General features: G+C 53.2%; 9 protein-coding genes. 7 read left to right on the forward strand and 2 right to left on the reverse strand.

Translation table 11 applies throughout. The features are described from left to right. The first annotated feature begins 67 nt into the window (after positions 1-67). From J3P34_RS16910 to J3P34_RS16930, 5 genes are all read left to right on the forward strand, one after another. The gene (locus J3P34_RS16910; protein ID WP_210489815.1) at positions 68-1,891 is read left to right on the forward strand and encodes an ABC transporter ATP-binding protein; all 1,824 of its coding nucleotides are present in this window, start codon (positions 68-70) and stop codon (positions 1,889-1,891) included. Positions 1,892-2,079: 188 nt separating this feature from the next. Further along, positions 2,080-4,434 (forward strand): ribonuclease R, encoded by a 2,355-nt coding sequence (rnr, locus tag J3P34_RS16915; RefSeq protein WP_210489816.1) that lies wholly within the window; start codon positions 2,080-2,082, stop codon positions 4,432-4,434. A 183-nt stretch (positions 4,435-4,617) separates the two neighbouring features. Continuing rightward, positions 4,618-5,592, forward strand: coding sequence for a polyprenyl synthetase family protein (locus J3P34_RS16920; RefSeq protein WP_210489817.1), 975 nt, complete (start codon positions 4,618-4,620; stop codon positions 5,590-5,592). 325 nt (positions 5,593-5,917) lie between these two features. Further along, on the forward strand, positions 5,918-6,553 hold the full coding sequence (locus J3P34_RS16925) for a rhomboid family intramembrane serine protease (protein ID WP_246853762.1): 636 nt from the start codon (positions 5,918-5,920) through the stop codon (positions 6,551-6,553). 101 nt (positions 6,554-6,654) lie between these two features. Beyond that, a complete protein-coding gene (locus J3P34_RS16930) occupies positions 6,655-7,155 on the forward strand; it encodes a fasciclin domain-containing protein (RefSeq protein ID WP_210489818.1) in 501 nt (166 codons plus the stop codon). A 130-nt stretch (positions 7,156-7,285) separates the two neighbouring features. Here J3P34_RS16930 and J3P34_RS16935 read toward each other — a convergent pair whose 3' ends face one another. Continuing rightward, positions 7,286-8,089 (reverse strand): DUF4249 domain-containing protein, encoded by an 804-nt coding sequence (locus J3P34_RS16935; protein WP_210489819.1) that lies wholly within the window; start codon positions 8,087-8,089, stop codon positions 7,286-7,288. Positions 8,090-8,110: 21 nt separating this feature from the next. Further along, a complete protein-coding gene (locus J3P34_RS16940; protein WP_210489820.1) occupies positions 8,111-10,483 on the reverse strand; it encodes a TonB-dependent receptor in 2,373 nt (790 codons plus the stop codon). A 354-nt stretch (positions 10,484-10,837) separates the two neighbouring features. Between J3P34_RS16940 and J3P34_RS16945 the strand changes: the two genes are divergently transcribed. Further along, positions 10,838-11,566: a head GIN domain-containing protein gene (locus J3P34_RS16945; RefSeq protein WP_210489821.1), complete on the forward strand. Its 729-nt coding sequence runs from the start codon at positions 10,838-10,840 to the stop codon at positions 11,564-11,566. A 410-nt stretch (positions 11,567-11,976) separates the two neighbouring features. After that, complete coding sequence (locus tag J3P34_RS16950; RefSeq protein ID WP_210489823.1) at positions 11,977-12,975, forward strand: hypothetical protein; 999 nt, start codon at positions 11,977-11,979, stop codon at positions 12,973-12,975. The last annotated feature ends 12 nt before the right edge of the window (positions 12,976-12,987 follow it).

The raw sequence follows: 12,987 nt of genomic DNA on the forward strand, positions 1-12,987 counted from the left end.
TGACCGATGAACTTACCTGAAGGGATTCCCTTAAACTGATTCTGCCTTTCCCCATTACCCATTTTACATGTCCTCAGCCACCTCCTTGTTACAGGTAGACCAATTGAACATCGCTTTCAAGGCAGGGCAGGAAGCAGTGGCGGCCGTAAACGGGATTTCCTTTGAGGTCAGGAAAGGAGAGGCGGTAGCCATTGTGGGGGAGTCCGGCTCGGGTAAAACGGTAACCGCCTTATCACTCATGCAGCTCTTGCCCCGGGACGGGGTGCTTACCTCGGGATCTGCTACGTTCCAGTCCCCGGGTTTAGGTCAGATAGACTTATTGAAACTCTCAGAAAAGCAGCTCCCTAAGTTAAGAGGCAAGGAGATTTCCATCATTTTTCAGGACCCAGCGTCTTCTCTGAACCCCGTGATCTCCTGTGGAAAACAGGTAGCAGAGGCTTTGCTCATCCACTTGCCCATTTCCAAGAAAGAGGCTTATTCCCGCACGTTGGCGCTTTTTGAGTTGGTGAAGCTACCTGAGCCTGAAAAGATTTTCAAGCGTTTTCCACACGAGCTTTCTGGGGGGCAGAAGCAGCGGATCATGATTGCCATGGCCATGGCCTGCGAGCCTTCTCTCCTCATCGCCGATGAACCTACCACGGCGTTGGATGTCACCATACAGGCCGGCATTCTGCAGTTGCTTAATGAACTTCGGCTGAGGAAAGAGATGGCTTTGCTGTTCATTTCTCATGATCTTGGGGTAGTGGCCGAGATCGCTGACCGGATATTGGTGATGTACCAGGGCCGCGTGGTGGAAGAGGGTGCAGTGACGGAGATTTTCAGCAACCCAAAGCATCCGTATACCAAAGCCTTGCTTGCCTGCAGGCCCACCTTGCAGACCCAGAGAAACGTTTTGCCCACCCTTTCAGACTTCGTTTCCGGAGAGCTTCAAAGCCGTTTTCAGGAAAGCGGCTCCCAAACAGAAAGACCTCAGAAAGCAGTGGAAAAGCCCGAGAAGATAAAGGCAAATCAGGACCCATCAAGGGCTGAAGAACAAGCAGGGGAACCCATCCTGCAAGTACAGGATATCCATGTGGAATTCACCCGAAGCAGATTGTTCTTTTGGCAGCAAAAAGAGATTGTGAAAGCCGTAAACGGGGTTTCCTTTGAAGTTTTCCCGGGCCAGACTCTAGGCATCGTAGGCGAATCTGGTTGTGGGAAAACTACCCTGGGACGGGCCTTGTTGCGGTTGATAGAGCCCAACTCGGGCAAAGTAGTTTTCAACAGCACAGATTGGTTCCATTTACCTGCTGAGGAGCTGAGGAAAAGCCGGAAAGACTTCCAGATGATCTTCCAGAACCCGTTGGCCTCGCTGAACCCCATGATGAAAATAGGGGAATCCATTATGGAACCCATGCAGGTACACGGGGTGTTACATAACCAGCAGGAGAGAAGGCAGCGCACCCTTGAATTACTGGAGACCGTGCAGCTTCTGCCTGAGCATTTTCACCGTTATCCCCATGAATTTTCCGGTGGCCAATTACAGCGCATCTGCATTGCCAGAGCGTTGGCACTGGAACCCACGTGTATCATCTGTGATGAAATTGTCTCGTCTTTAGACGTATCGGTGCAGGCCCAAATCCTGAACCTACTCAACCGTCTCAAGCGCGATTTCAACCTCACGCTCCTTTTTATCACCCATGACCTCTCTGTGGCTCGGTTCATATCTGATCGCCTGTTGGTGATGGACCAGGGCCGCGTAGTGGAAGAGGGATCCGCGCACCAGATTTTCAATTCTCCGCAGCAGCCTTACACCAAAGCCTTGCTTCAGGCCGTACCGGCTGGAGAACTGAAGGATATTTTAGCGGCGGAGGAGAAACGAAAAGCGTACAAAGCAAGTATAGAACAATAGATATATTTGCAGGTGCTTCCCCCCGCAAAGGTGTTTTTACCCTGTTTCCCAAAAATCAGGTCTTAAACAGCATTTGGTAAACACTTTCCAACGTAGAAGGAAAGCAGGATTGAAACTTATTTGACGGCTGCAATGCCGCCCAGGTTCTGCCTTTGAAAACAGAATCTATTAGAAATAGAAAAGAATTAATGGAAAGAAAAAGAAGAGGCCCGGGTGCCGGCAGAGATTCTGCCTCCAGGTCTGGTAATAACAGAAAAGACAAAGGCGCTCCCCGCCGTGAAAAAGACGGAGGTTCAGGCAGACGCAGTGGCCGCAGCCAGAATACGGCTGGCCAAGTGTCCAGGGAGGTGCTGTTGAATATCTTCGGGCAGGAGCCTAAGAAGGTATTCACGTACCGCCAGCTACACCGCCGGTTGGGTGTCACCGACAAAGAAGGCCGCGAACTGGTTTCCGGTCTCCTGAAAAAGATGAGCAAGAACGGCGAATTGATTTTCCTGCCGGACGATTCCTATATCCTGAACCCAGAGTTCAGAGGCAGCGTGGAGAAAAGCTTTGACCGCCCTGAGCGCGGTAGCCGCAGAGAGAGAGATTCTGACCGCGGTGCCACCGTCTCCCGCCGCGGAGGCCCTACCATGGTAGGCAAGGTGGACCTAGCCAACGCTCGCCACGCCTACGTGGTGACCGAGGAAAGCGAGCAGGACATCCGGGTACCGGTAGAAAGACTCATGTTTGCCATGGACGGCGATACCGTGCGTGTACAACTGCGCAAAAGTCGCCGGGCGAACGAACGTCCTGAGGGCGAAGTGGTGGAGGTGATCCAGCGCCAGCGCGAGGAGATTGTAGGTCGCCTGGAGATGTCCAAAGGCTACGGCTTCATTGTGCCCGACCAGAAGAAAATGTACTTTGACGTATTTGTGGGTGAACGTGGCTTAGCCGATGCGAACCACGGCGACAAGGTGCTGGTGAAAGTAACGGAGTGGCCCGAGGACCCGCAGAAAAGCCCAACGGGCGAGATCATCCGCGTCTTCGGACCGGCCGGGGAGCACAATGCCGAGATCCACGCCATCATGGCCGAGTTCGGGTTGCCGTTTGAGTTCCCGGAGTCGGTGGAGAAAGAGGCAGATGCTATTCCTGAGGCTATCACAAAGGAGGAAATCGCCAAGCGCCGCGACTTCAGAGACATCACCACGTTCACAATTGACCCGGCAGACGCCAAAGACTTTGACGATGCCCTGAGCATGCGCCAACTGGAGAACGGCCACTGGGAAGTGGGCGTGCACATCGCGGATGTGACGCACTATGTGCAGCCTAACAGCAGACTGGAGAAAGAAGCCTACCGCCGGGCCACCTCGGTGTACCTGGTAGACCGTACCATCCCCATGCTGCCCGAGCGCCTGTCTAACGGCCTGTGCTCTCTGCGGCCCAATGAAGACAAGCTCACGTTCTCGGTGGTGTTTGAGATTGATGACAACGCCAAGGTCCACAACTACTGGGTAGGTCGTACCATTATCCACTCAGACCGCCGCTTCGCCTACGAAGAAGCCCAGGAGGTGATTGAAACCGGCGAAGGTGACTACGCGCAGGAGATTCTGAAGCTGAACGAACTGGCTAAGAAATTCAAAGACAAACGCTTCCAGAACGGAGCCGTGAACTTTGAGACCATTGAGGTGAAATTCAAGCTGGACGAGAATGGCAAGCCGCTGCACCTCTACGTGAAAGAGCGCAAAGACGCGCACAAACTCATTGAGGAGTTCATGCTGCTGGCCAACAAGTACGTAGCCGAGCACGTGTACAAGCAGCGCAAAGGCAACAAGAAGCTGACCATGGTGTACCGTACGCACGGCGCCCCTGATCCTGAGAAACTGATGAACTTCTCTGTGTTCGCGCGCAAATTCGGGTACAAGGTAGACCTGGAGGAAGGCAAGGACATCTCCAAAGAGTTGAACAAGCTCGCCGACCAGACCCAGGGCAAGCCGGAACAGAGCGTGTTGCAGAGCTTGGCCATCAGAACCATGGCCAAGGCCAAGTACAGCACCGAGGAGGAAGGCCACTTCGGGTTGGCGTTCGCGCACTACTCGCACTTTACCTCGCCTATCAGAAGGTACCCAGATATGATGGCGCACCGCCTCATCCATCAGTATGAGCAGAAGGATTTCACCGCCGAGAAGGAAGAGTTTGAAGAGCGCAGCCTGCACTCCTCAGACATGGAGAAACGCGCCGCCGATGCCGAACGCGCTTCCATCAAGTTCAAGCAGGTGGAATACATCAGCGGGTTCATTGGGCAGCAATTCAAGGGCATCGTGTCTGGTCTTACTGACTGGGGCATGTACGTGGAGATTGAGGAGAACAAGTGCGAAGGCATGGTTCGCCTGGCAGATCTGCAGGACGATTTTTACGAACTGGACTCGGCTAACTACCGCATCATCGGGCAGAACAACAAACGCATTATCTCGTTTGGCGATGAGGTGATAGTGGAGGTGAAAGCCGCCAACGTGCTGGAGCGTACCATTGACCTGATCTTGATTGACACCGTGAAGAAATAAGCGGTTTCTTTGAAAGCATTTTCGGGTCCCTTTGCTGAAAAGGGCCTTGAAACGCTTTTTAAGGCTTGTGAGTAAAAACAAAAATGCGGTTTCTTTATTTTACTGTAGCTTTGGCGGTAAGTAAAGAAGCCGCATTTTCATCTAAACCAAAGGACTTTGCCCAATCGCTTAAAAAATACTCCTGTGAATATCTCCCAATTCTCAGAACGTATACAACAGACGCTGTCCACGCTCCGGTACGGGCAGTCCCCCGATGAACTTTATGCCCCTATCCGCTACATGATGGATCTGGGTGGCAAAAGAGTGCGTCCGCTGCTGACGGTCCTGGGCGCTTACCTCTTCCATGACGACGTGGAGAAGGCCCTGATGCCTGCCGTGGGGGTAGAGGTTTTCCATAACTTCACGCTCATGCACGATGACATCATGGACAACGCGCCTTTGCGCCGAGGCCAGGAAACCGTGCACGAGAAATGGAACACCAGCACCGCCATTCTCAGCGGCGATGTGATGCTGGTACGCGCCTATGAATGCTTTCTGGGCGTAGACCCATTGAAGTTACCCAAGGTACTGCAACTGTTCAGTACCTGCGCCGCCGAGGTCTGCGAGGGCCAGCAGCTGGACATGAACTTTGAGAGCCGCCAGGATGTGCGCATTGAGGAATACCTGCAGATGATCAAACTCAAGACGGCCGTGCTGCTGGGCTTCGCGCTGGAACTGGGCGCGCTGCTCAACAACGCCGCCGCCGAGGATGCCCGCCACCTGAAGGAGTTCGGGATTAACATGGGTATTGCCTTTCAGCTCCGCGATGACCTGCTGGATGTGTACGGTGACCAGGCCAAGTTTGGCAAGCGCGTGGGCGGTGATATTGTCTCAGACAAGAAAACGTACCTGCTGCTGAAAGCCCTGGAACGCTCCTCGGCCACTCAGCGCGAGGAACTGAAAAAGTGGCAGGGCCAGGGCAGCAACGGTCAGGAAGCCCAAAAGGTGCAGGCCGTGAAATCCATCTATGACGAGCTGGACATCCAGGGCACTACCCACAGCCAGATCAACCACTACTTCCAGAAAGCGTTGCACCACCTGAACGAGGTCAACGCCCTTAACAGCAAAAAAGAGCTGCTCCGGCAACTTGCCTTGCAATTGATTGAGCGCGAGAGCTAGAATCTGAAACCGACTACAGGTAACACCATAACCAATGGGAGAGACTGAAAGTCGGTGCTGCCGATCTGGGGAATGGCTTTCTACTTTCAAGCCAATTGAACTTGAAGGTAAGCTGTTTTAGCCCTGTTTTTCGTGATTGGTGCGTAAAACAACTTCTATGCTTTTGGTTGCTTTGTCTGAGTTGCTTTGGCCGCAAAAAGTGATTCTTTTCTCTTAGAATACCCCAGGGAGAATGCCGGTCATCATCTTAATTGCGCAGGTTTTGCTAACTTGGGCCATTGTCTGGGGCTGCTGCCCTATCTTTTCTGTACCTATTTAGAGCCACATGCCCATTTCCATCACCTTTATCATCATTGCCGTTACCGTCCTCGCTTCTTTGTTTGCCTGGCAGAACCAGAACCTGATGGAGAATTGGGTGCACCATCCGCAGTCGGTGGCGCGCAATAATGAGTGGTGGCGACTGCTGACCTCGGGCTTCCTGCACGCCGACTTCATGCACCTCTTCTTCAATATGTTCTCGCTGTACTTCTTCGGGGGGGTGGTGGAGAACCAGTTCATGGCCGTGTTCGGGTTTACCACCGGGGCCATTCTCTACGTGCTGCTGTACCTGGTGGCTATCATTGCCTCAGACCTGCCCACGTACTTCAAGCATAAAAACGACAGCCGGTACTACTCTCTGGGCGCCTCGGGCGGGGTAGCGGCTATCATCTTTGCCAGCATCTATTTCAACCCGCTCACAGAGATGCTCATTTTCCCTATTCCTATTCCCATAAGAGGGTACATCTTCGGGGCACTGTATCTTTTCTATTCCTATTACCTGAGCACAAGGTCCAGCGGTGACGGCATCAACCACAGCGCCCACTTCTATGGGGCGGCTTTCGGGTTTGTGGTGAGCATCATTCTAATACCAAGTCAGCTGCTGAATTTCTTCCAAACTATTATCCAATCCATTGCTGGTTAGGGTTCTTTTGTATTTACCCTAGCGGTAGGGCTTCGCCTTTTCTTTGAAAATTACGTATACTATTGTATTACAGTGTTTTTAAAAAACAGGAGGGTAGATAGATGTTGAATTTTACGAAGATATGTCTGGTGTTTTGCATTTGCCTGGGTTTGCAGGCAAACGGCGAGGCCCAGTCTCTGGTGGCCAAGGTGGCGGCTGTTTCTAAAGTAAACCAAACCAGCCTGGGCGAAGGCATTGCGCAGAAAGACCCTGTGCTCCTGGACCTGGTGACCAAAGCAGGCTTAATGCCCATGCTCACCAATGGGGGGGAATACACTTTTTTTGCGCCCTCAGGCCAGGCATTAACCCAACACCAGAACGATTCACCGGAACAGCTCAGAAGCTTCCTGGAGCAGCACATTGTGAAAGGAACCCTCACCACCGAGGACCTGCGCGACGGCGCTGATATAAAATCAATGGGCGGCAACAACCTGCGTGTCTGCCGCAAGAAAGGAAATGTTATGGTGAGTGGCCTGCGCCTGGTGAAATCAGACCAACTGTATATGAACGGCGTCTGGCACCAGCTGAGCGGAGCCATCCAAAGCAGCTCCAGTACGCTTTGATAAAAGCATGTGTGAATGCAAAAGGGCCTGCTACCATAGCAGGCCCTTTTGTTTTAGGCTCGGTTCATCGGTCTGTTTCTAAGCTGGTTTCTGAAAAACAACGCAATAACGCATTGGAAGGCAGAAGCGATTACCGGATGTTATCTGCCTCCACCTTACGCTCAATGCTGGATACCGCCGAGGCCCCAAAGTACCCGATGGCTCCGTTGCTGATATTACCGGGTGCGTTGGCTGGTGGGGCATCAAAAGGTCCGCCGGTGTAATACTGCATCCGCGACAGCACGCGGAAGAACTCGTACCCGGGCCGGTCCAGCGAGAGCATTTCTACCTTCATCACGTCGCCTTCTTTTAGTTCAATGCCAATCTCGGGGTCGCCATAGTTGCCGTCGTAAAGGTCATCGTTGATGGCTACTATTTCTTTGTCGCGCTCGCCGTTCACGTAGATGTTGAACTTGTACAGATCGCCTTTGCCGGCCGGTTCCCGGAAAAAGATGGTGCCGTAGTAGCCCTCGTCTACCTGGGCGTTGCCTTCTTTGAAGTGGTAGGTAAGAGAATCCAAGGTGCTAACGGGTTTCAGGAAGCTGCTGGCGGTGTACTCCTGGCCGTTCAGCTGCACTTTGAGGTGGTAGGTGTTGCCGCGCTTGCCTTGCAGTTGGCTGGTCTGGTACAGGCCGTTGCCTTTGGCTTGCAGGATTTCCTCAAAGCCCTCGCTGTCTTTGATACGCACCACCGCATTTTCCAGCCCGGCGGCCGGACCTTGGTTCAGGTAGCCTTTTGAGGTAGAGATGCGCACGGTGTAAGGGCCCGGCTGATCGGTGACAAGCCCTTCTATGACTACTTTGGCGGCGTCCTCGGGCAGATCGTAGTCAATGACTTCCTCGCAGCTGCTGAATAAAAGCAGAGAGGAAACCAGGAAAAACAAATACTTTTTCATGATCTATTCTGGGTAATTCACTTAGAAATTGAAGTTGTAAGTAATAGCCGGGATGATCCCGAACATGTAGGTTTTCACGGCCTCGGTTTGGCTGGCATCGTCTTCGTTCTCCCGGAAGGCAATGGAGAAGGCGTTCTTGCGGTTGTAAGCATTGTAGAGCGACAAACTCCAGCTACTGTCGTGCTTCTTACCGGTGAGGCTGCGCGGACGGTCATACGTCACGGCCAGGTCCAAACGGTGGTAAGCGGGCAACCGGAAGCCATTGCGCGAGGAGTAGATAGGATAGGAGTGCCCCTCGTACTCAAAACGGCCCACAGGCATGGTGGTGGCTCCCCCGGTGGCGTACGTCCAGTTGGCCCCGAAGCTCCAGCGTTGGTTCAGTTGGTAAGTAGTGACCACATTAACCGAGTGACGGCGGTCATAACGTACCGGATAGGCCTTGCCGCCGTTGATGCCGGGCACCGTACGATCGGTTTTAGACCAGGTATAGCCAATCCAGCCGGTGAAATCGCCTTTCTGCTTGCGCAGCAGGAACTCCGCGCCGTAAGAGGTACCAGAGCCACGCAGCAGCACTGTGTCAATTCGGTTGTTCAGGAACACATCGGAGTTGTCTTTGTAGTCAATCTGGTTCTGCATCCATTTGTAGTACACCTCCACCGAGGCCTCAAACATGTTATCCTGGAAGTTGCGGAAGTACCCGGCCGCTACCTGGTCGGCGATCTGTGGTTTGGTGTAGTGGTTGCTGGGTACCCACACGTCAAAAGGTAGGGAGGCGGTAGAGTTAGACAGCAGGTGCAGGTACTGGCGCATGCGGTTGTAAGAGGCCTTCACCGAGCTTTTCTCGTCAAGCTGGTACTTAGCCGAGAAGCGCGGCTCAAAGCCCATGTAGTCTTTAATCACCTCCAGAGAACCGTAGTCTTTGCGCCCTATTTTGGTGAAACCATCCTCGGCGTACTCGTAGATGGTGCCTTTGCCCACGTTGGCGAAATAGGAGAAGCGCAGGCCGTACTCCATGGAAAGGCGCGGCGTGATCTCATATTGGTGGCTCAGGTACGCGGCGGCTTCCAGGGCATTGCTGCCCGCCAGTCTGATCTCGTTGAAGTACGACTCGGGGCCCGGTTTTACTACGCCCGGCTGAAACCGGTGGAACGTGCCTACCCACCCAAACTTGAACTGGTGTTGCGGATTCAGGTAATAGGTATAGTCGTTTTTGAGGCTGTAGTCAATGATGTGCGAGGTCCAGGTGAACTCAGAGGATTTCTCTTTGGAGCCCAGCGAGTAGTCAAAATCGGAGAAGATGAGGGTGGTGTTGGTGAACAGCCTGTCGTTGAAGAGGTGGTTCCAGCGCAGGGTGGCCGTGGCGTTGCCCCAGTCAAAGGCGCCGGAGTTGTTGCCTGCCACATCGCGCCCGAAGTACCCGCTCACGAACAGCCTATCCTTCGGACCCAGAATGTAGTTTGCTTTCAGGTTCAGGTCATAGAAATAGAGCTGGTTGTCTTTGATACCCTCGTCTGAGCTGAGCTTGAAGAACACATCGGCGTAGGTTCTGCGGCCCGAGAGGATGAACGAGCCCTTGTCTTTCACAATCGGCGCTTCCACGGTGAGGCGGCTGCTCAGCGTCCCGATTCCGCCGGAGGCGGCGAAGCGCTTGCTGTTGCCTTCTTTCATCCGGATGTCCAGCAAAGAGGACAACCTACCGCCGTGCTCCGCAGGAATGCCGCCTTTGTAGAGCTGCACGTCCTTAATTGCATCGGCGTTGAAGACCGAGAAAAAGCCCATGAGGTGGGAGGCGTTGTACACTGGGGCCTCATCCAGCAGGATCAGGTTCTGGTCCACTCCGCCGCCACGCACGTAGAAGCCGCTGGTGCCCTCACCGGCGGTCTGCACGCCCGGCGTCATCTGGATGGCCTTAATCACGTCCACCTCACCCATTAGCGCCGGCATTTTCTTGAGCTCGGCCACCTGCATCTTCATGGTGCTCATTTCCATGCTGCGCACGTTCTCGTCCTTTACATCGGTGCTGGTGACCACTACTTCCTGCAGGGTGGTCTGGTCGCTTCTAAGCTCAATGTTAAGTTTCTGCGGGGAGGAAAGGTTTACGGTTTGGGTGTGCGTGGCAAAACCCAGATAGCTCACCGCCACGGTGTAGGTGCCCTGCGGCAGGGTAAGGGAGAAGAAGCCGTACTCGTTCGTGGCCGCGCCCACGCCCGAGAGTTCGCGTACGCTCACAGTGGCCCCAATGAGGCCCTCGCCGGAGGATTGGTCTTTCACGTAGCCGCTGAGAGTGAGTTTCTGTTGGGCATTCCCGGCAAATGGAAGAAGCGAGAGGAACACGCAGAAAGACAACAACAGCAGGTTTCTGTGATAAATGGGAAAGGGTTTGCTGAAAATCATAACTATGTAATCTCTGGTACATTGGGAATATGACCGCAAACCTATCTTTTACCCCTATATCTTCATTTCTATATATGACGGAGAAGGCCTATTCTTAGCCCAACCTGGATAAATAAGGCTTGAAACAACCACAGCATAGAGGCCAAAAGCCAGGAAAACGGCCTGAAAGGGATTTTCAGAATTCGGCACCTCTATCCCAGAATTAAAATTCCTGAGAGGCTTGGGGAGGAATTGTCTGAACTGAGGAATTGTGATTTGAGGCTGTTTTAGGGAAAACGGCAAATAAATGCGCACGGCCGTGCAACCCTTAGCGGGTATGGCTCATCTTTAGAATGAAACGTAACGCTTACTTCTATGAAAAAAACCAACTTGTTTCCTCTGCTGGCTGTACTGGCCCTCATTGCCTCCTTGTCTTCCTTCAGGGTGGCCAGCCGCTCTGTTTTTGATGAGCAAACCCGTAATGTACCGGCTTTCCATGCCATAGGGCTGGCTTATCCGGCCAACGTGATCCTGCGCCAGGGCAGCACCCAAAGCCTGAAAGTAGAGGGCGACAAAGACCAGTTGGCAGATCTGGTAACGGAAGTGAAAGACGGCCGCCTTTCCATCAAGAGAAAAGACGAGGACAGAAACTGGAACTGGTCTTCTAACAACAATGACCGCGTGACTATCTACATCACCGTACCCATGGTAGACCACCTGGCGGTAAGCGGATCGGGCAAGATCAAAGGGGAGGGTACTTTCAAGGCCAAATCCATGGACCTGGCGGTGAGCGGCTCCGGTGGCATCCAGCTGAACGCCAACGTAGAGGACCTGTCCAGCCGTATCTCGGGCTCCGGCAGCATTGAACTGAGAGGCGAAGGCCAGCAGAGCACCATCTCGGTGAGCGGCTCAGGTTCCCTCAAAGGCTTTGAGTTCAAGACCTCCGATGCCAAGGTAAGCATCAGCGGCTCGGGCACCTGCGAGATCAACGCCACCTCTACGCTTAAATCCAGCATCAGCGGCAGCGGCCGGGTTTCTTATGAGGGCTCGCCCAGCGTAGACAGCCGCGTGAGTGGCAGCGGCACCGTGAAGAAACGCGGTTAATTCAAGTGAGTTATCTGCCGTTCCGGAGGGCTAAAGAAAGACATCGTTTTTACCCTGTTTTCCGGAAATCGGCTTTAAAACGGCTTACCTGCTAATAGTGTAACAGGTAAAAGCCAGGGTGTAGGGGAAATAGGGCTGCATTTCTTCAGATTTTTTGGATCTGGTGTTTGTAGAGAGACATGAAATAAAGCTTCCGATTTCCCTTCACTTCTGGTGAACTGCCAGGCCTGAAGTTATACTATTTGCCTGAAATGTAATCAATACCCTTTTCTGTTTTAAGCCTCGTTTCAAAGAACTGTGTTCAAAGAAACGGGGCTTTTTTCTGTCCTTATCTTAGCCACTGAAGAGAATATGGGGGTAAAGCGCCGGTTATCGGTCTCAAGAAGAAGATGCCCCGAACTAACACTTCTATGAAAACCTATTTCTCCCCGGCGTTCCTGCTCTTGGTTCTGTTTCTTCAAACCGCCTGCATGCGGGTCTATGAGCCGGTGGCTTCTAGTGACCGGCTGTCATCGCTGCCTACGCCCAGCCACAGCCAGGAAGTGGAGGTGTTTTTCCCCGGTGAGCGACCCTCTGATACAGCCTATGTGAAAATTGCCGTGGTGGAGGAGAAAGCAGAAGGCGAGGTGGCGTACGCGCAGTTGGTGGAGCGACTCAGGAAAAAAGCGCAGAAGCAGGGCCTTGACGCAATCCTCATCCTGGGCAAAACTCAGGGCACCCAACTGAAAAACGATGCCACCTTGTTTGAGGTCATCCTGGAGATAGCCTCCGGCGACGAGATCAAGGACAACTATCACTCCGTGACCACCCATGAACTGAGCGCCGTGGGCATCAAATACAAACGTAACCTGCAGTACCTGCCCCAGTACGTGCAAAGCAAGCGCATTTACGCCCTGGAGCAAGGTCAGGAGCTTCTGTTGGCCACAGTGGCCGTTGACCACCTGGGACAGGACCAGAAAGTAACGTACCAAAATGTGAACAATACGCCTACCTACCAGAGGTTCGTGCACCGGTACAGCTTAGACCACCTCCTGAAAGAGCAGGGCTCTAACTGGCATTACCAGGAGCAGAACGGACTGGTGGTGAGAAGAAAACTCCTGAGCATGGATGGCAGCGGCCCTGTCAAGAACATCAAGATCAGTTACAATGCGGCCCAATTACCCGAGAAGCTGGAGATCCGCCATCCGGTCACGGCCCAGCCTGAGGTTCTTACCATCACTTACAATGCGCAGGGGCAGGTCACCCAGAAACACATCTACCGCAATAAGCAGCTCGTCTTACAAGAATCCAACACGTATGATGCTGATGGTAAACTGGTGAGCACCCTGTATGAGAAAGTACAGCACGGCCAGACCATCCCCTTCCTGAAAACCGTCTACGACTACTACAACCTGCTTTCCCTGAACTGACCTACAGGTTCT

Origin of the sequence: Rufibacter aurantiacus (assembly GCF_017916345.1) — a bacterium.
GTDB lineage: Bacteria > Bacteroidota > Bacteroidia > Cytophagales > Hymenobacteraceae > Nibribacter > Nibribacter roseolus.